This window comes from Streptomyces sp. NPDC001903 (genome assembly GCF_042891345.1).
Classification (GTDB): Bacteria; Actinomycetota; Actinomycetes; order Streptomycetales; family Streptomycetaceae; genus Streptomyces.
In genome coordinates, this window is the sequence record NZ_JBIASZ010000006.1 from 68,935 (window position 1) to 87,454 (window position 18,520).

The following is an 18,520-nucleotide window of genomic DNA, read 5'->3' on the forward strand; positions in this document are numbered from 1 at the left end:
CCTGCTCGGCGGTCGGGGCGTCACCGTAGGCGGTGCCCCCCGGCCAACCTGCGGGCCGCCGGCCGAGTCCGTCAGCTCGGCGCCGGCCCACCGCCGGGTACTGACGGATTCCGGATAGGTGTGGCGGGAACCCTGCGTTCCTGACCGAGGCTGCACGCACTCGACCGAAAGCCTTGTCCTGGGTGCCAGGACTGAACGGAGTGTGGTTCACGTGCTCAGCAGACGCTCGCTCATACGCGCCGGTGCCAGCGTCGGGGCGGCCGCCGCACTGACCGCCGGAACCGGTGGCCTGATGCTGGCGCAGGCGGCCGGCGCCACCCCGTGGAAGACCTTGCAGGGCCGGCTGTCCGGCCGCCTCGTCCTGCCCGGCGACGCGACGTACGACACGGCCAAGCAGCTGCAGCTGGCCCAGTTCGACGCGATCCACCCGCAGGCCATCGCCTACTGCACCAACGAGGCCGACGTGGCCGCGTGCATCCGCTTCGCCCAGGACTACGGACTCGCCCCCGCGGTGCGCAGCGGCGGCCACAGCCAGGCCGGCTACTCCACCACCCCGGGCCTGGTCATCGACGTCTCGAAGCTGAACCACGTCCGCCCCGGCGACACCGTCCACCTGGGCCCGGGCAGCCAGGGCGTCGACGTCCTCAACTCCCTCGCCCCGTACAACATCCAGGTGGCGGCCGGCACCTGTCCCACCGTCGCGGTCGGCGGCTGGCTCCAGGGCGGCGGCCTCGGCTACGCCACCCGCAAGTTCGGCATGGGCGCCGACCGGCTGGTCTCGGCCCGGGTCGTCCTGGCCAACGGGCGCACCGTCCGGGCCTCGGAGAACGAGAACCCGGACCTGTACTGGGCCCTGCGCGGCGGTGGCGGCGGCAACTTCGGCGTCGTGACCGACTTCGAGGTGCAGCCGGTCCAGATCCCCTCGCTCACCACGTACAACCTCAACTTCGCCTGGTCGGACGCCGTCCAGGTGATCCTGGCCTGGCAGGACTGGATCGCCACCGCACCCCGCGAGCTCTCCTCGGAGCTCTTGTTCCTGCTCTCCACCGACGCCCCGCAGGGCACCGAGCCGTACGTCGTCCTCACCGGCGGCTACGCCGGCCCGAAGGCCGACGCCGACCGGGTCCTCGACCAGCTCGTCGCGGCCGCCGGCCGGCCCACCACCTCGCGCACGGTCAGCGAACTGCCGTACCGGGACGCGATGATGAACGTCTTCGGCTGCGGGACCAAGACGGTGAACGAGTGCCACCGGATCGGCTACTCGCCCGAGGCCCAGCTGTCGCGCGACAACTACTCCCTCGGCCGGAACAACTTCTTCGCCCGCGGCTGGAGCCGCGCCAACGCCGAGGCGGCGGTGGCGGCCTTCACGGCAGACTTCCGTCCGGGACAGTTCCGCTTCCTGGGCCTCTTCGCCTACGCGGGCAAGGTCAACGACATCGCCCCGACGGCCACGGCCTTCGTGCACCGCGACTCGCTCTTCAACGCCGGCTACTCGGTGGGCCTGACCAACCCGAACCTCACGCAGGAGGACAAGGACCGGGGCCAGGCCTGGGTGGACAACGGCTTCAACACCGTGGAGCCCTTCTCGGCCTCGCTGCACCAGTCGTACCAGAACTACATGGACCCGGCGCTGACGAACTGGCGCGAGGCCTACTACGGCCGGAACTACACCCGCCTCCGGTCGGTCAAGCGCACCTACGACCCGAACCGCTTCTTCCGCTTCGCGCAGGGCATCGACTGACGCAGCGACGGTGCGGGGCGTCGCCGCCCCGCACCCCGGCCGGATCAGCGCAGCGGCCAGACGCGCGCCGACCCGGCCGGTGGCCCGGCCCGCCAGACCCGTGCCCAGACCCGCCACCACCTCGGTTTCCCGTTGCTACCCATGCCGGGGAGCGTAGGCAGGGGCGGGGCGGGGGTTCACGGAACGGGAGAGGAATCTGTCACTCCGCGGGCTGGCCGACCCGTCGCCGCAGCCGGTACCGGTGGAGCCGGAAGGCGGCGTACGCCACGAACGGCACCGCGACCCCGGGCACGACCCACCAGGGCAGCCCGATCAGCAGGGCAGGCACCGCCACGGCGAGGCAGGTGAGCGCCGAGCCGATGAGCAGGGGCATCCCCAGCGAGCGCCAGGTCCACGGCTCCCGCCCGCCGAGCCCGGCGAGCAGCGCGACCGCGAAACCGAGCCCGAGGGCCGCGAGCAGGCCCGCGAAGGTGGCGAGGCCGGCGGTCATCTGGGCCTCGTCGCGGGGCTCGTCGGCGGAGCTCTGCCGGACGTCCTCCTTGGCGACGGTCATGACCCGGCCGCGCCACACGGTGGCGGTCACCCGATCACCGGGCTCCAGCCGCGCGAGCACCGGCCCGGGGTCACCGAAGAGCACGACGAGCTTCCGGCTGTCCTGGTCGGAGAGCGTCGCCTCGAACTTGCCGCTGCGGCCCTTCTTGACCACGGTGTGGTCGACGGTGAGGGGGAGTTCGCGGACGCAGTCGTCGGCGCTGTAGCCACACGGCGGGGCGGCGGCGTAGTCCTCGTACCGCCGGATGTCGTCGGGCAGCGCCCCGGTGAAGAGGGACCAGCTGATCAACGCCGGTATCACCGACAGGACGGCCAATGATGCACCCGTCCACCGCCCCGGCCCGCTTCGGTATGCGGTCACCACAATCCCCCCGTACGTATGTTTGCTCCCCACAGCCTCCACGGCTGCGGACGTGCGGGCAAACGGCTTGATCGGCGCGGCCGGTCTGTTGGGCGGGGTCGGCTGGGCGGGGGCTCCGGCCGGGCGGGGTCGGGAGTGGTGCGGGGGTTTCCCGACAGTCCACTGTCCTTCCGTGTCGGTCCGGTCCGTCAAGGGCGCTCCCTGCGGTCGCGTCGCTTCGCGATGGCCTTCGGCCACCCTTGACTGCCCGGCCCGCCCCGGAATGCCATAAGACTGTCGGGAAGCCCCCGAAGGACGGTCAGGGGGGACGGTCAGGCCCAGAGGTGCGTCAGGGATGCGGACCGCACCACCCGGTTCAGCCACATCCCCCTCACCAGGGCAACCATCCCCGGCCATGACCGGGGGCGCCCCCAGATCGCTGCGCGCTCCACTCGGCCCAGCGTCCGACGACCGTCTTGGGCTGGACACAAGCCGCCCACGACCGGCCGACATGTCCCCCGGAGCGCGACAGCGGGTCGGCTCAGACGCACTCGGTCTTCGGGTTCACCGGAGTGAAGTCCGACGCGCCCATGGCGTTGACCGCCTGTACCTGGAAGCACTGCTTGCCCAGCGGCAGCCCGGTCCAGACGAACGACGTGGCGTCCTTCGGAGCGCCCTTGGCCTGCCGGAGGGTGCTGTTGAAGATCGCATAGTGCGTCTCGTCGGTCGCCTGGTCGGACCACTCCAGGTTCACGCGGGTCGGGTCGGCGGGGTCCCTCGTGGCGACGACGTTCGACGGCTCGGCAGGCCTGCCGATGCCGATTCCCTTGCCGCCCACGTGCTTCAGGTCGAAGTTCACCCGCGCGTAGTCGTCGGAACCGGCCTCGCCGTTCTCCACGTTCATCTGAAAGCCGACCAGGCTCTTGCCCGGCATGAGCCCTTGCTGGATCAACCGGACCGTCCCGTCGAGGTCGTTGGAGAGGCAGTCAGACCCTTCGAAGATCTTCAGCGTCGGATTGACCACGACCAACTCGTCGGACCTGAGGTTCACCGCGACGCTCACCTCGCCCCGGGTCTCACCACCCACGCACGCCGATGCCGTCAACGTGTCGCTCGGCTTGTCGTGACTCAGCTTGACCACCCTGGTGAACGGGGTGCTCCTCGTGGTCCTGCCCGACCCGAGACTGGGCGCGTCCGAAACGGTCAGTGTCCCGGTCATGGTGATCGTGTGCGTACTGGCCGCAGCAGCGGGCGGAGCCGTCCACACACACAACACGGTGACCGGCGCGATCGCCGCCAATGCCGCAGCACGTCGCATCCTCATCACCACACCTCGCAATCGCCGCATAGGGCTCGTGGGGGATGGCTTCATCGTCCCGCCACCCCACCACCCCGGCCACCGGGGCCGTCGACCAGCCCAAGGCGGTCGTCGGACGCTGAGACGTGAGGAGCGCGTAGCGATCTGGCGCGCCCCCCTGGTCATGGCCGGGGATGGTGGTTCCGGGAGGGAGGTGTCCGGTCGCCGGGGCTTGGCCGCGTATCGGTGAGGGCCCGTCCTTGAACATGTTCCTCCCGGCCATTCCTTCGGGGGCTTCCCGGCAGTCTTATGGCGTTCCGGGGCGGGGCGGTCAGTCAAGGGTGGCCGAAGGCCATCGCGAAGCGACGCGACCGCAGGGAGCGCCCTTGACGGACCGACCCGACACGGAAGGACAGTGGACTGACGGGACGCCCCCGGACACCCTCCCGACCCCGACCGGCCGGGACCCCGCCCTCCCGGAGCCTCCGCTCGCGTTCCCACCACCCCGGGCGCACCCTGGAGACAGGGTGACCCCCTGGAGGTGATGCACCATGCCCACACTCGTCGGGTGGCACGTGGAGCTCGAATTCACCGAGGAAGGCCACCGCACCAGCGCGGCGGCCATGGTCAGGCTCGGTGACGGCTCCGAGATGAGGGCGCACGGCTACGCCATGCGCCACCCCTCCGACCCGGAGCAGCTGCGGGTCGGGGAAGAGATCGCCGGCGCTCGCGCGCTGATGGATCTCGCGTCCCAGATGTTGCAGAAGGCCCACTCAGAGATCGACGAGGCGACGGGCCGACATTCCTACCCGCTCAGCCACTGATCCACTGAGCGAGGTGGGACCACGCGCTGGGAGTGAGAGCCAGAGAGGGGCCGTGAGGGACTTTCGAGTCCCTCACGTGCACCTTGTCGGGGCAGGTGGCGACCTCGACGCACGCGCCGCCTTCGCTGCCGCTGTAGCTCGACTTCCGCCAGGCGACGGCGACCTCCAGGCACTGGCCGCCTTCATCGCCGCTGTAGCTGGACTTGAACCACGTGAGTGTGGTGCTCATCGTTCTCCTAAGAGCCGATCCAACAGGCCCTTCGTCTCCGCGAAGTTGAGGGCCTGGGATCGCAGCATCGCATACTTCCGAGTGAGGATGCTGAGCTCGCCGGGGTCCTGTCCGAGAAGGCTTCCGCGCTGGGTCTCCGCGTAAGAAAAGTGCTGGTGTTCGGGTGTTTCCAGGAGCGTGAACGGCCCGTTGAGACCCGCGTGCCCCGCGATGCCCAGGGGCAGGATCTGGAGCGAGATGCCCGGCCCGTCCGCGCACGCGCGCAGGTGCCGGAGTTGCTCCCGGTGGACCTCGTCGCCACCGATCCGGTCGCAGAGGGCCGCCTCCCAGATGATGAAGCTGAGGGTCGGAGGGAGCGGGCGCGCCAGGATCTCCTGGCGCTGCATGCGGCGGGTGATCTGGAGTTCGATCTCTTCTTCCCCCATGTACGGGACGCGCAAGGCGAACACCGCACGGGCATAGGACTCGGTCTGGAGCAGGCCCGGTACGACATGCATGTCGAACCACGAGATGGCGACCGCCTCCCGCTCCCGGTCCATGTACTCCTCCGCCCACGGCGGTGTCACGTCCACCGCCGGCATCTGTTCCGCGGCCACGGCCAGGACGCCCGGCAGGCCGAGGATCCGGTCCATCAGCTCGGCCACGTCGGGCATCAGGGCGCGCCTGCCCTGCTCGATCGAGGCGATGGTCTGTTCCTCCAGCCCCACCAACTCCCCGAGTTGCTTCTGAGTCAGGTTCTTCGCGACGCGGCTGACGGCGACCATCGCGCCGACCATCTTCATGGTCGTCGCGTTGGGCCGTGGGCGCTTCCTCGGTGGCATGACAGCGAACTCCCCGTCCGTGCACGGGCAATACCCGTGACAACCCGTACTCATCAATGAGTACGGGTTGGCGCTCGGGTACAAGCCAGTCACTCCCCGCGACGATCGCCTCGTGAATCTCGACATCCAACCGGAGCTCCTGCGGCAGCAGTTCTACCCCCGTTCTCCCCGGAACGTCAGTGCTGCAAGGGGTTTCACACGTGACACCCTCCACGCCTGGGGTGTCACGTCGCGTGAGGACGACATGTTGCTCTGCGTGAGCGAGCTCGCGACCAACGCCCTCCTCCACGGCGTCCCGCCCGGCCGCGGCTACCTCCTGCGCCTCCTCCGCACGGAGCGCCTCGTGCGGATCGAGGTCCACGACAGCGGCGGCGGCCGGCCGGCCGTCCCCGGGTCGGTCCGGGACGGCGGGCGGGGCCTGCTCATCGTCGACACGCTCGCCGATCTCTGGGGCGCAAGTGACCGCCGTCCTGGCAAGGTGGTGTGGTGCGAGTTTCGAACAAGCCTTGCTGACATGCACAGTTGGGGGAGACGTGCTCACGTACCAGGAAGTGATGACCACGAACTTCGGCCTCCTCGCGACCGCGGCGACCGCGTGGGACGCGATGGCCGGTGAGCTGAAGAAGGTCGAGGACCGGTACGCCGCGAGCGTCCAGAAGGTCACCATGGGTCCGTCCGTCGGACAGAACTGGCTCGGTCTCAGCGCCGGGGCCGCGCAGAGCGGCTTCGCCACCACCCGGCGCGAGTACGCCGCCGCCCAGACCGAGGCGAAGGCGGTCGCCGCGCTCCTGCGCGACGCCCACGCGGGCTTCGTGGACCTGAAGAAGAAGGTCGAGTCGGCCCGCAAGGACGCCGTGGACGCCGGCATGGCGGTGTCCACGGCCGGCAGGGCCACCTTCGACTTCACCCGCGTCGAGGACCCCGCCCAGGCCCGCATCCTGCGCCGCGACCCCGGGATGCGGGAGGCGGAGGACTCCTGGACCGCGCACATCGCGGAGGCGGTGCGCGCGGTGGACGAGTTCGACAAGGCCATCCGGCAGGCGCTGCAGGCCGTGGTGGTGGACTCCAACCCCTTCGACGGCACCATGGGCGGCTTCAACGCCACCGCCAAGCCGGTGATCCCGCCGACCGGGTCGGCGCGCAGCGAGCAGAAGTTCACCGAGGCCGAGAAGTGGATCTACGACGAGATGAAGCGGAACGTGGACTCCGACACCGTCCACCAGCTGCAGGCCCTGCTGCGCGAACCGCAGTGGTACGACTTCGGCCGCAACTACGGCAACGACATCAACGCGGCGCTCGTGATGTGGGGCCTGAAGGTCGCCCCCGGCCAGGACTGGGACCACAAGCCCCAGCTCCAGCAGCACTTCGACCTCCAGACGAAGAACGACTACTTCTTCAAGCAGCCGGGCCAGAATCGGGAGGTGTTCTACGACATCTACTCCAACATCCACTACGGGTACATCGGCCGGGCCGCCGGATTCGACCCGGACACCCTCATCAAGGGCGCCTCGCTCGGGGAGACCCTGCTGACGGGCGACGACGACCAGGGCGACCAGATCACCATGAGGATCGGAATGGACCTGTACGACAAGTACGGCAAGAACATGACGGAAGACCAGCTCAAGCAGGGGATCGAGGACGCCATGGACCGGATGGAGCAGGCGAAGCGGGAGGGCAAGGACGTCCCGCAGATCAGGAGCACCCCGTGACGCGCGGACAGTTGGGCTGTGTCGTCGCCCCGCTCGCCGGAGTGGGCACGGGCGTGCTCGGCGCGGTGCTGCTGGGCGCCGCCTGGCGGGCCTGCGACGTCGGGGTGAACGGGGCCGCCAACGGCCTCGCCCTGCTCTTCTACGGAGCCCTCCTCGCCCTCCTGGCGACGGCCTGGTGGGGCGTGCTCGTCGCCTACGTCGGCCGCTGGAACCTGGCGGCCGCCCTCTTCGGAGGCCTGGCCGGCGCCGCGGTCATGGTCTGGGTGTTCGTGGCCCTCCTCCAGGTCCCCGACGGCTACCGCTGCTAGAACTTGATCGAGGACACGGCGCCGGTCGGATCGATCCAGAGCAGTGCGACCACGACCGCGAGGTCCAGCGCCGTGCCCACGTAGACGAGCACGCTCGACGGCCCGCGGAACAGGAACAGGCCGCGGACGAAGCCGAAGAGGGCCATGAGCAGCGAGGCGATCCACATCAGGCCGCCGATGGAGTTGAGGGAGCTGCCGCCCATGGCGAACGTGAGCCCGTTCAAGAGCCAGACGGCGAGGGCGAAGAACGCGAACTGCGGCAGCCCGAGCAGGAACACCAGCCACCCGCTCGACCGGTACGGCCGGTAGCCGGGCATCGGCGGGATCACCACGACCTGGGGCGCCACCGGCGGCACGGCCGCCGGTGCCCCGGGGGCCTGGGGCGGCTGGAACGGGATCTGGTGCGCCGAGACCGAGCCCAGGCCGATCGACCCCAGCGCGGAGGTGGAGCCCGTCGCGGACGCGGACCCCGGCGCGCCCCCGCCGGGCGGCACACCGTACGCCGCCACGGCCGCCGCCCCGCCCAGGAGCTGCTCCAACAGGTCGTTCAGGGCGTCTCCGAACACCGGGTCGCGGGAGATCTCGTCGGCCACCACCGGCACGGCGATGGCGGTGGACGCGTCACCCGGCTCGTCCCGCAGCTTCGTCAGCACCGCGGTGCCCAGCGCGCCGCTGCGCAGCCTGTCCTCCACGTGCACCCGTATCCGCGCCTGGAGGGCGGACTGCGCCGGCGTGCCGCCACCGGCGCCGGTCAGTACTCTCAGCGCCGCGCGCGCCAGCGATAAGCCGTGCACACCCTGTGGACCGTTCACGATCGGCCTCCCCTGCCGTCAGTACGGGAAGGCCGATCGTACGGAGCGGTGCGCCCCGCGAACAGGGTCAGAGACGCTCGGGCGTGCGGATGCCCAGGAGGGACATGCCCTTCGTGAGCGTGCGGGCGGTCAGGTCGCACAGGAACAGGCGGTTCTCGACCTGCTCCGGGGTGTCGGCCTTGAGGACCGGGCACTCCGCGTAGAAGGTCGTGTAGAGCGACGCCAGCTGGTAGAGGTACGCCGCCACCTTGTGCGGGGCGTACTCCTGCGCCGCCTCGGCGAGCAGTTCGCCGAAGTGGTCCAGGTGCAGGCCCAGCGCCCGCTCCGACGGCGTGAGGGCCAGCTCCGCGTGGGCGGCGGGCCGTGCGTCCCCGGCCTTGCGGAGGATCGACTGGATGCGGGCGTACGCGTACTGGAGGTACACGGACGTGTCACCGGTCAGCGACACCATCTGGTCCAGGTCGAACTTGTAGTCACGGGCCGCCGAGGTCGACAGGTCCGCGTACTTCACCGCGCCGATGCCGACCTGCGCCGCACGCTCGGCGATCTCGGCCTCGGTCAGGTCCTGCGCCTTCTCGCGCACGACCGACGCGGCCCGCTCCACCGCCTCGTCCAGCAGGTCCACCAGCCGGACCGTCTCGCCCTCACGGGTCTTGAACGGCTTGCCGTCCTTGCCGAGGACCGTGCCGAAGGCCAGCTGTACGGCCTTGACCCCGTCGTTCAGCCAGCCCGCGCGGCGGGCCGTCTCGAAGACCATCTTGAAGTGGAGCGACTGGCGGGCGTCGACCACGTAGATGAGGGTGTCGGCCTTCAGGTTGCCCACGCGGTCCCGGATCGCCGACAGGTCGGTCGCGGCGTAGCCGAAACCGCCGTCCGACTTCTGGACGATCAGCGGGGTCGGGTTGCCGTCCGGGCCCTTGTACTCGTCGAAGAACACGCACAGCGCGCCGTTGGAGCGGACGGCGACGCCCGACTCCTCCAGCAGCTTGCACGTCTCGACCAGCATGTCGTTGTAGCCGGACTCGCCGACGACGTCCGGGTCCTGGATGTCCATGTCCAGCTTGTCGAAGACGGAGTAGAAGTAGATCTTCGACTCGTCGACGAACCGCTGCCACATCGCGAGGGTCTGCTCGTCGCCCGCCTGCAGGTCGACCACCCGGGCCCGGGCCCGCGTCTTGAACTCCTCGTCGGAGTCGAAGAGCGCGCGCGAGGCCTTGTAGAGGCGGTTCAGGTTGGACATGGCCTCCTCGCCGGAGACCTCCGCGTCGCCCTCGGTCTTGTGGTCCAGCTCGTGCGGGTGCTCGATCAGGTACTGGATGAGCATGCCGAACTGGGTGCCCCAGTCGCCGATGTGGTGGCGCCGGACCACCTTCTCGCCCGTGAACTCCAGGATCTCGACCATCGCGGCGCCGATCACCGCGGACCGCAGGTGGCCGACGTGCATCTCTTTCGCGACGTTCGGCTGCGCGTAGTCGATGACCGTCGTGCCCGCGTTCGCGGCGTACGGGACACCGAGGCGGTCGTCGCCGGCGCGGGCGGCGAGGGTCTCGATGATCGCCCGGTCGGAGACGGTGATGTTGAGGAAGCCGGGGCCCGAGACCTCGATGTCCTTGATCAGGTCACCGGTCGGGATGGACCCGACCACGGTCGTCGCCAGCTCACGCGGATTGGCCTTGGCCTTCTTCGCGAGCGCCAGGATCCCGTTGGCCTGGAAGTCGGCCCGGTCGCTTCGTCGCAGCAGCGGGTCGGCGCCACCGGCCTCCGGCAGGGCCGAGGCGAGGGCGTCCGCGACGCGCTGATTGACGGAAGAAGCGAGGGAAGGGACCGAGGCCATGAGCTGCCGTTCCTGTGAGGTCGTGCCTGAAGGTGCACTTGGTTGTTCCGACAAGTCCCGAGTATCCCACGGAGGGGCCGTCCGGATTCCGGGATTTCCCCGCCACCGGAGCTCGTGCGGGCGCGGCGGCGGGCGGATCCCGCTCGGCACCGGCCGACGGGCTCGCCACGTCCCGACAGGCAACCTCGGAGGGGCTGGTTCCGTCTGGGAGAATGGCTGACAGCCAGCATTCGAGATAGAAGGACGTGTCGTGGCTCAGAGCGCCCAGAGCAGCACCGAGACCGACTGGGTCTCCCGTTTCGCGGACGAGGTCATCGCCGAGGCGGAGCGCCGAGCCCCGGGCAAAGCCGTCGTCGTCGCGTCCGGACTCTCCCCCTCCGGCCCGATCCACCTGGGCAACCTGCGCGAGGTCATGACCCCGCACCTGGTCGCGGACGAGATCCGCCGCCGGGGCCACGAGGTCCGCCACCTCATCTCCTGGGACGACTACGACCGGTACCGCAAGGTGCCCAAGGGCATCCCCGGCGTCACCGAGGAATCGCACGCCCGGCACATCGGCCGCCCGCTGACCGCCGTGCCCGCCCCCGAGGGCTCCTCGTACCCGAACTGGGCCGAGCACTTCAAGGCCGCCATGGTCGAGGCGCTGGCCGAGCTGGGCGTCGAGTACGACCCGATCAGCCAGACCGAGCAGTACACCGCCGGTACGTACCGCGAGCAGGTGCTGTTCGCGATGAAGCACCGCGGCGACATCGACGCGATCCTCGACCAGTACCGCACCAAGCAGAAGCCGGGCGGCAAGAAGCCCCAGCAGAAGCAGGTGGACGAGGCCGAGCTGGAGGCCGCCGAGGGCTCGGGCGCGGCCGCCGAGGACGACGGCAGCGTCGGCGAGGCCGGGTACTTCCCGTACAAGCCGTACTGCGGCCAGTGCGGCAAGGACTTCACCAAGGTCACCTCGTACGACGACGAGACGACCGAGATGACCTACGTCTGCACCGAGGACGAGTTCACCGAGACGGTCAAGCTCAGCGAGTTCAACCGCGGCAAGCTGGTCTGGAAGGTCGACTGGCCGATGCGCTGGGCCTACGAGGGCGTGATCTTCGAGCCCTCGGGCGTCGACCACTCCTCGCCCGGCTCCTCGTTCCAGGTCGGCGGGCAGATCGTGGGCATCTTCGGCGGCGAGCAGCCGATCGGACCGATGTACGCGTTCGTCGGCATCAGCGGCATGGCCAAGATGTCCTCGTCGAAGGGCGGGGTCCCGACCCCGGCCGACGCGCTGAAGATCATGGAGCCGCAGCTGCTGCGCTGGCTTTACGCGCGCCGCAAGCCGAACCAGTCCTTCAAGATCGCCTTCGACCAGGAGATCCAGCGGCTCTACGACGAGTGGGACAAGCTGGAGTCCAAGGTCGCCGACGGCACGGTGCTGCCGGCCGACGCCGCCGCGCACACCCGTGCCGTACGGGTCGCCTCGCACGAGCTGCCGCGCACCCCGCGGCCGCTGCCGTACCGCACGCTCGCGTCAGTCGTGGACATCACCGCCGGGCACGACGAGCAGACCCTGCGCATCCTCGCCGACCTGGACCCGTCGCAGCCGCTGACCTCGCTGGACGAGGTACGGCCGCGGCTGGACCGCGCCGAGAACTGGATCACCACCCAGGTCCCGGCCGACCAGCGGACGCTGGTGCGGGAGGACGCCGACACCGAGCTGCTGTCGTCGCTGGACGACGAGGGGCGCGAGTCGCTGCGCCTGCTGCTGGAGGGCCTCGACTCGCACTGGTCGCTGGACGGGCTCACCACCCTCGTCTACGGCGTGCCCAAGGTGATGGCGGGTCTGGAGCCGGACGCGAAGCCGACGCCGGAGCTCAAGGTCGCACAGCGCACGTTCTTCGCCCTGCTGTACCGCCTGCTCGTGACCCGGGAGACCGGCCCGCGCCTGCCCACCCTGCTCCTCGCCGTGGGCGCGGACCGGGTCCGCAAGCTGCTGGCCGCCTGAGCCGGCCCCGGGCCCCACGCATACGGAAGGGCCCGCACCCCGAGGGGTGCGGGCCCTTCCGCGTTGCCGGAGCGGATGCGTCCGGCGCGGTCTGCGTGACGCGGTCCACCGGACGCGGTCTACGGGACGCGGTCTACGGGATGTGCTCGTTCTCCAGGTCGCGCTGGTAGCGCTGCTTCAGCTCGGGCATCAGCCGGCTGATCGTCCTGAAGGCCAGCGGGTGATTGATCCCGTGGCGGTCCGAGAGGTATATGTCGACCTGCTCGGGGCTCGGCACCTTGCCGTTCTCCTCGATGTAGGTCCGGAAGACCTCGTACGCGGCCTCCGCGAACTTCGCCTCGTCGATGTCGGAGACGGCGCCTGCGGCCTCCGGCCGCGCCTCGCGGCGGGGAGCCGGCAGCTGCTCCTGGACGGGCTGCTGCTCGCGGACCTGCCCCAGGTCCTGCTCCTGCTCTTGGTCCGGGCCGGCCGGGGGCATGACCGGGGTCGGCTCCAGCCCCTCCACGTACTGCGGGTTGTAGCCGCCCTCGTACGCCGCCTGCGGGGCCAGCGGCGCCGCGAACCAGGCGCTGTCGTGCGCCGCGGGCATCGCCGTCGGCTCCACCGCGAAGGGCGGCGGGGCGTGCGTCACCGGGGGCGCCGCCACCGGAGCGGGGGCGGACCGCGGATCCGGGCCCTGCTGCGCGGCCGCCGTCTCCAGTGCCGGAGCCGCGGCCTGGACCTGGGCGGCCTGGGCGGCCTGGGCCGGTGACGCCGGGGCCGGTGCCGCGCCCGACGCGATGGCCGCCGCCGCCGGAGGCAGCAGCAGCGGGTCGATCCCGGCCGCGGCCAGGCCCTCCGGAGCCGTCTGGGCGAGCGGGACGCCGATGCGGGCCAGGCGGAGCGGCATCAGGGCCTCCACCGGCGCCTTGCGGCGCCACGCGCGGCCGTAGCGTGCCTGCAGCCGCGCCTGGTAGATCAGCCGGTCCTGCTCCATGCCGACGGCCTGCTCGTAGGAGCGCAGCTCCCACAGCTTCATCCGGCGCCACAGCTTGAACGTCGGGACCGGGGAGAGGAGCCAGCGCGTGATGCGCACGCCCTCCATGTGCCGGTCCGCCGTGATGTCCGCGATCCGGCCCACCGCGTGCCGGGCCGCCTCCACCGTGACCACGAACAGGATCGGGATCACGGCGTGCATGCCCACGCCCAGCGGGTCCGGCCAGGCCGCCGCGCCGTTGAACGCGATCGTCGCCGCGGTCAGCAGCCACGCCGTCTGGCGCAGCAGCGGGAACGGGATCCGGATCCAGGTCAGGAGCAGGTCCAGCGCCAGCAGCACGCAGATGCCCGCGTCGATGCCGATCGGGAACACCAGCGAGAAGCTCCCGAACCCCTTCTGCAGGGCGAGCGCGCGGACCGCGGCGTACGAACCGGCGAAACCGATCCCCGCGATGACCACGGCTCCCGCGACAACGACGCCGATGAGTATCCGGTGCGTACGAGTCAGCTGCATCGCGGCCACCCGCGATCCCCTCCCCTTGTCGAGCTACGGCAGGCACAGCGTACGGGTGACCGCACGGGTGACTGAATGTCAGCCTCCCGTTAAGCCCCCGCCCAGGCGCCCGCCGCGCCGCCCGGACCCGCCACCGGCTACTGCGCGGAGGGAGAAGCCTGCTGCTCAGGCTGCTGCTGAGGCGTCTGCTGCTGCTGGTTGGCGGCGGCGACCGAAGCCACCGCCTCCTTCGCCGCGGCGATCGCGTTCTCGAGCAGCTTGGCCTGATCCGGAGCGCCGGCACCCTCGTACGCCGCACCGTTGTAGTCCAGCGTGATCACGACGTTCTGCGTGCGCGCCACGATCGTCGTGTTGAAGAAGTCCACGTCCTTCTTCACGCCGTACACGATCGACGACGCCTGGTCGCCGATCCCGCCCGCCTGCTCGACCTTCACGTTGGTCGCGCCCTCGGTCGCCTTCGCCGTCTCGACCTGCTTGTTCAGCTGGTCCTCGGCGCGCTTGTTCGCGCCGCCGAGCGAGGAGTGCGACTCGTAGCGGACCAGGGAGATCGACAGCCAGCGGTACTGCGAGCCCTTGAGGCCGTCCTCGTCCAGACCGTTCCACGAGCAGCTGGCGCGGGAGGCCAGGTCGTTCGACTTGGTCGCGGTGCCGTTCTTGTCCTTCGCCTCCGGGACGAGGGTCTCGACCGTCTTCGTCTGGATCGTCTTGCACGGGTCGGGCAGCGTCGCGAACGCCGCCTTCTCCAGCGCGGCCGAAGCCTTGCCGCTCGGCTTGGCGGAGGAGGACGCGCCGGGCTTCTTGTCGGAGCCGGAACCGGAGTCCTTGCCCGAGTCGGACGAACAGCCGGCGACGGTGAGGATCACCGGGACGGCTGCGCAGGCGAGAACGCGAGTGAGGCGCGAGGCAGATCGGTGCATGGTTCCTTCAGTCAGTACGTGGTGGGGCGCGTTCCGTGGACGCGGTGCGGGCTCGGAGCGGGCTCGGATCGGACTCGGTTCGGACTCGGCGGGCGGGCGCGGGACCCGAACAAAGGTAGCCCGACCCGGCGCGCACCTGCTGTGCGCGCCGTCACGCCGAGCCCCGCGCGCCCCCGCTCACTCGTTGAAACGCTCGACGAGCGCCTGCGCCAACTGCCTTGCCTTGTCCTGGGTTTCGGGGCTCGACGGCACCGTACCGGGCAGTGCGGGCTGCACGCTGTACTCGACCGTGACGATGACATTCGAGGTGCGGAACACAATCCGCACGGTCCGCGCCTGCGCCGCGCTCGCGCCGGCGGCGCTCAGCTTGTCCTCGATGTACGCCTCGGTCCCGAGCCCTTCGAGCACCCGGGAGCCGAGCTCGGGCGGCGGCACGGAAGCGGAAGGGCTGGCGGTCCCGGGGGCCGGAGGCTGCCCGCCGGCCGACGGGGGAGTGCTGGCGGCCGGCGGGGCGCCGGAGCTCGCAACCGCACTCGCGGTGGGGCTCGTGGTGGGACCCGGGAAGGGCAGGTGGGCGTCCGTCAGCCGGCGCACGTACACCTGCCGCGCCTTGTCGTCGTCGCTCATGAGGGTCCGGTCGTACGAGACCACGCGCTCGAAGCCGACCGACAGCAGCCGGGTCTCCTCGGGCGACTGCGCCGTCCAGCGGCAGCCGACGTGCCGGTCTCCGTCGTACGAGGTGTCCGCGACCCCGGCGTACAGCTGGGCGCGCTGCTGCTCGGTGAGGCTGTCCCCGACCGGCAGCATCGCCTTGAGGCGCTTGCCGTCGGCGGCCTTGCAGGGCGCGGGCAGGCTGCGGTACTTGCCGGCCGGCGCGGGCGCGGGGCTGCTGTCGCCCGCCTTGGAGTCGGTGTCGGAGCCGACGCCGCTGCCGCTGGTGCACCCGGTGAGGCCGGCCGCGCCGGCCACGAGTGCGGTGAGCATCGCGATGCCCGGCAGGACTCGACGTCGTTGCCGTACCGCCTTGCGCTGCACGTCCACTGGCTCCCTTCGACCGGCCGGCGGCCCGGCGGTCAGGAAAATGCGTTGCCGCGCTTTGGACGCGGATGAACACAATGTCTATCGCACACGCTGGTGCTGGCGCCGGTCCCCTGTCTGATTTGGGGCTAAGAGCGAGGCTTTTGCGTATTCCGAATTTTCTGTGGTTCTCGGGGGATTGAAGCGTTATGTCGTATGTAGAGGTGCCGGGGGCGAAGGTCCCGATCCGGATGTGGACCGACCCCGCGTCGGTCGAGGCGAGCGCGATGCGACAGCTGCACAACGTCGCCGGCCTGCCGTGGATCAAGGGCCTGGCGGTCATGCCGGACGTCCACTACGGCAAGGGCGCCACGGTCGGCTCGGTGATCGCCATGAAGGACGCGGTCTGCCCGGCGGCGGTGGGGGTGGACATCGGCTGCGGCATGTCGGCGGTGAAGACGTCCCTCACGGCGAACGACCTCCCGGGCGACCTGTCCCCCCTCCGCTCGAAGATCGAGCGCGCCATCCCGGTGGGCGCGGGCATGCACCGCGACCCGGTGGACCCGGACCGCCTGTACGGCTTCCCGGTGGAGGGGTACGCGGGGCTGTGGGAGCGGTTCGACTACCTGGCCGATTCGGTCAAATTCCGTCGCGAACGTGCCGCCAAGCAGATCGGGACGCTCGGAACGGGCAACCACTTCATCGAATTCTGTCTTGATCAGTCCGGTTCGGTCTGGCTGATGCTGCACTCCGGCTCCCGGAACATCGGCAACGAGCTCGCCGAGCACCACATCGGCGTGGCCCGCGGCCTGGACCACAACCAGGGCCTGGTCGACCGGGACCTGGCGGTGTTCCTCGCGGCCACCCCGGAGATGGAGGCCTACCGCAACGACCTCTTCTGGGCCCAGGAGTACGCCAAGTACAACCGGGCCGTGATGATGAGCCTGTTCAAGGAGGTCATCCGCCGCGAGTTCCGCAAGGCGAAGGTCTCCTTCGACCGGGAGATCAGCTGCCACCACAACTACGTGGCGGAGGAGCGGTACGACGGCATGGACCTGCTGGTCACCCGCAAGGGCGCGATCCGCGCCGGCAGTGGTGACTACGGGATCATCCCCGGCTCCATGGGGACGGGCTCGTACATCGTGAAGGGCCTCGGCAACGAGAAGTCGTTCAACTCGGCCTCGCACGGCGCGGGTCGGAAGATGAGCCGGACGGCCGCGAAGAAGCGGTTCTCGGCGCGCGACCTGGCGGATCAGACCAAGGGGGTCGAGTGCCGCAAGGACTCGGGCGTGGTCGACGAGATCCCGGGCGCGTACAAGTCGATCGAGCAGGTCATCGACCAGCAGACGGACCTCGTCCAGGTCGTGGCCAAGCTCAAGCAGGTCATCTGCATCAAGGGCTGAGCCCTGGGTGCGGTTGTCGGGGGAGTGGAAGGGCCCGGACCGGTCTCGGTCCGGGCCCTTCCGCGTGGTCCCGGCGGTCACCCCGCCGGGGGTTTCCCGGGGACAGGGGTGCTGGTCCGGCGTACGCTCGTCGGGAGAGGGCGGGGAACCGGCGGGTACGCGGGAGGTTCCATGACCGCGCTCGGTGAGCTGATCGGGATCGACGAGCGGACCGTGCTGGTCCTCGGGCAGGGGCTGGACGTCGAGAACGGCCGGCCGGACGTCGGGAACGCCCTGGTGCACCGGGCCGGCGAGACCCTCGTGGTCGTCGACACCGGGGTCACGGCCGCCTTCCGCGCGGCCCTGCGGGAGGCGGCGGACGGGGTCGGTCCCTGGTCCCGGGCGCTGTTCCTGACCACGCACGGGCATCCCGACCACGTCGGCAACAACGACCTGGCCGACGAGCTGGGCGTGCCGGCCGAGCACTGGGTGCCCGCCCCCGACCTGGACCAGATCCGGGACCCGGCCGGGTACTGGGTGCGGTCCCTCGAGCGCATCGCCGGGTTGGCGCCCATGCCGGCTCCCGCGGTGGCCGGCCCCCGGCTGGTGTCGCTGTTCGAGCCGTACCGGCCCTTCGGCGCCACCACCCGCACCTACGAGGAGCGGCCGCTGGAGCGGATCCGGATCGGCCCGGCGCGCTTCACCGGCTGGACCTTCGCGGACGGCGCGGTCCGCGTGCTGCGCAGCCAGGGCCACTGCGCCGGGCACGTGGTCGTGCACCTGCGGGAGTGCGGCGTCCTCCACCTGTCCGACGAGGGCAACGGGGCCTGCGGCGCGATGGCCGACGCCGACCAGCTCAAGATCCAGACCGTGCTGGGCGCCGTCGCCCTGCTCTTCGAGGAGGGGGAGGCCGCACTCCTCACCGACGGGCACACCTTCGCCGTGCGGCGCGGCGCCGAGGTCGTGGTGCCGTATCTGGACGGCCTGCTGGAGCAGGCCGTCGCCCTGCAGTCGGCGGCTCTGGAGCTGGTCGGCGGGGACGGCCCGGTCCGTCCGGGCGAGTTCACCGCGCGCTACGCGGAAGCCGTCGCCGGGCTGGGCGTCGGCGGGGCCAATCCGAACGCGATGTTCACCGCGATGATGGCGGTCAACCAGCTCGGCGAGCTCGGACTGCGGCCGGAGTCCGCGGACGCCGGCGCCCCCTGGTCCCGCCCCGGGCTCCAACCGGGGTATTGACGCCGGGAGTTGGTCTAGACCA

Annotated in this window: 17 protein-coding genes; 8 read left to right on the forward strand and 9 right to left on the reverse strand. The window is 70.6% G+C overall.

What is annotated here, in order from left to right:
* Positions 1 to 211 precede the first annotated feature (211 nt).
* Positions 212 to 1,741 (forward strand): FAD-binding oxidoreductase, encoded by a 1,530-nt coding sequence (locus tag ACFYZS_RS15590; protein ID WP_389011842.1) that lies wholly within the window; start codon positions 212 to 214, stop codon positions 1,739 to 1,741.
* 199 nt (positions 1,742 to 1,940) lie between these two features.
* Here ACFYZS_RS15590 and ACFYZS_RS15595 read toward each other — a convergent pair whose 3' ends face one another.
* The gene (locus tag ACFYZS_RS15595; protein ID WP_389011845.1) at positions 1,941 to 2,582 is read right to left on the reverse strand and encodes a hypothetical protein; all 642 of its coding nucleotides are present in this window, start codon (positions 2,580 to 2,582) and stop codon (positions 1,941 to 1,943) included.
* Between the two features lie 592 nt (positions 2,583 to 3,174).
* Entirely contained in the window at positions 3,175 to 3,933 is a 759-nt protein-coding gene (locus ACFYZS_RS15600) for a fibronectin type III domain-containing protein (protein WP_389011848.1), read from the reverse strand.
* A 548-nt stretch (positions 3,934 to 4,481) separates the two neighbouring features.
* On the opposite strand from ACFYZS_RS15600, the gene ACFYZS_RS15605 reads away from it, so the two are divergent.
* Entirely contained in the window at positions 4,482 to 4,754 is a 273-nt protein-coding gene (locus ACFYZS_RS15605; RefSeq protein ID WP_351779019.1) for a DUF1876 domain-containing protein, read from the forward strand.
* On the opposite strand, the gene ACFYZS_RS15610 is transcribed toward ACFYZS_RS15605, so the two are convergent.
* Positions 4,744 to 4,983: a DUF397 domain-containing protein gene (locus ACFYZS_RS15610; RefSeq protein ID WP_389011851.1), complete on the reverse strand. Its 240-nt coding sequence runs from the start codon at positions 4,981 to 4,983 to the stop codon at positions 4,744 to 4,746. The two genes, ACFYZS_RS15605 and ACFYZS_RS15610, sit on opposite strands and share 11 nt — an antisense overlap.
* The gene (locus ACFYZS_RS15615) at positions 4,980 to 5,804 is read right to left on the reverse strand and encodes a Scr1 family TA system antitoxin-like transcriptional regulator (RefSeq protein ID WP_389011854.1); all 825 of its coding nucleotides are present in this window, start codon (positions 5,802 to 5,804) and stop codon (positions 4,980 to 4,982) included. Before ACFYZS_RS15615 ends, ACFYZS_RS15610 begins: the two co-directional genes overlap by 4 nt.
* Before the next feature lie 112 nt (positions 5,805 to 5,916).
* On the opposite strand from ACFYZS_RS15615, the gene ACFYZS_RS15620 reads away from it, so the two are divergent.
* The 3 genes from ACFYZS_RS15620 to ACFYZS_RS15630 are packed head-to-tail and all read left to right on the forward strand — an operon-like array spanning position 5,917 to position 7,821.
* Complete coding sequence (locus ACFYZS_RS15620; protein ID WP_389011857.1) at positions 5,917 to 6,420, forward strand: ATP-binding protein; 504 nt, start codon at positions 5,917 to 5,919, stop codon at positions 6,418 to 6,420.
* On the forward strand, positions 6,359 to 7,513 hold the full coding sequence (locus tag ACFYZS_RS15625; RefSeq protein ID WP_389011860.1) for a polymorphic toxin type 44 domain-containing protein: 1,155 nt from the start codon (positions 6,359 to 6,361) through the stop codon (positions 7,511 to 7,513). The genes ACFYZS_RS15620 and ACFYZS_RS15625 overlap by 62 nt, the downstream gene beginning before the upstream one ends.
* Positions 7,510 to 7,821 carry a hypothetical protein gene (locus ACFYZS_RS15630; RefSeq protein WP_389011863.1) on the forward strand — a complete coding sequence of 104 codons (312 nt, stop codon included), beginning with the start codon at positions 7,510 to 7,512 and terminating at the stop codon, positions 7,819 to 7,821. The genes ACFYZS_RS15625 and ACFYZS_RS15630 overlap by 4 nt, the downstream gene beginning before the upstream one ends.
* On the opposite strand, the gene ACFYZS_RS15635 is transcribed toward ACFYZS_RS15630, so the two are convergent.
* Both ACFYZS_RS15635 and argS read right to left on the reverse strand, forming a co-directional pair.
* Positions 7,818 to 8,633, reverse strand: a complete 816-nt coding sequence (locus tag ACFYZS_RS15635; RefSeq protein WP_389011865.1) for a hypothetical protein — start codon at positions 8,631 to 8,633, stop codon at positions 7,818 to 7,820. The genes ACFYZS_RS15630 and ACFYZS_RS15635 overlap by 4 nt on opposite strands.
* A 67-nt stretch (positions 8,634 to 8,700) precedes the next feature.
* Positions 8,701 to 10,467: an arginine--tRNA ligase gene (gene argS / locus ACFYZS_RS15640; protein ID WP_389011868.1), complete on the reverse strand. Its 1,767-nt coding sequence runs from the start codon at positions 10,465 to 10,467 to the stop codon at positions 8,701 to 8,703.
* A 250-nt stretch (positions 10,468 to 10,717) separates the two neighbouring features.
* On the opposite strand from argS, the gene lysS reads away from it, so the two are divergent.
* Positions 10,718 to 12,457 carry a lysine--tRNA ligase gene (gene lysS, locus ACFYZS_RS15645; RefSeq protein ID WP_389011871.1) on the forward strand — a complete coding sequence of 580 codons (1,740 nt, stop codon included), beginning with the start codon at positions 10,718 to 10,720 and terminating at the stop codon, positions 12,455 to 12,457.
* A gap of 133 nt (positions 12,458 to 12,590) precedes the next feature.
* Here the strand turns inward: lysS and ACFYZS_RS15650 are convergent, their stop codons facing one another.
* The 3 genes from ACFYZS_RS15650 to ACFYZS_RS15660 all read right to left on the reverse strand — a co-directional run bounded on the left by ACFYZS_RS15650 (position 12,591) and on the right by ACFYZS_RS15660 (position 15,898).
* A complete protein-coding gene (locus tag ACFYZS_RS15650) occupies positions 12,591 to 13,955 on the reverse strand; it encodes a DUF2637 domain-containing protein (protein ID WP_389011874.1) in 1,365 nt (454 codons plus the stop codon).
* A 128-nt stretch (positions 13,956 to 14,083) separates the two neighbouring features.
* Positions 14,084 to 14,863 carry a DUF3558 family protein gene (locus ACFYZS_RS15655; RefSeq protein WP_389011876.1) on the reverse strand — a complete coding sequence of 260 codons (780 nt, stop codon included), beginning with the start codon at positions 14,861 to 14,863 and terminating at the stop codon, positions 14,084 to 14,086.
* 177 nt (positions 14,864 to 15,040) lie between these two features.
* A complete protein-coding gene (locus tag ACFYZS_RS15660; RefSeq protein ID WP_389011879.1) occupies positions 15,041 to 15,898 on the reverse strand; it encodes a DUF3558 domain-containing protein in 858 nt (285 codons plus the stop codon).
* A 191-nt stretch (positions 15,899 to 16,089) separates the two neighbouring features.
* On the opposite strand from ACFYZS_RS15660, the gene ACFYZS_RS15665 reads away from it, so the two are divergent.
* Positions 16,090 to 17,283, forward strand: coding sequence for an RtcB family protein (locus ACFYZS_RS15665; protein WP_389011881.1), 1,194 nt, complete (start codon positions 16,090 to 16,092; stop codon positions 17,281 to 17,283).
* 171 nt (positions 17,284 to 17,454) lie between these two features.
* The gene (locus ACFYZS_RS15670; RefSeq protein ID WP_389011884.1) at positions 17,455 to 18,498 is read left to right on the forward strand and encodes an MBL fold metallo-hydrolase; all 1,044 of its coding nucleotides are present in this window, start codon (positions 17,455 to 17,457) and stop codon (positions 18,496 to 18,498) included.
* Positions 18,499 to 18,520 lie beyond the last annotated feature (22 nt).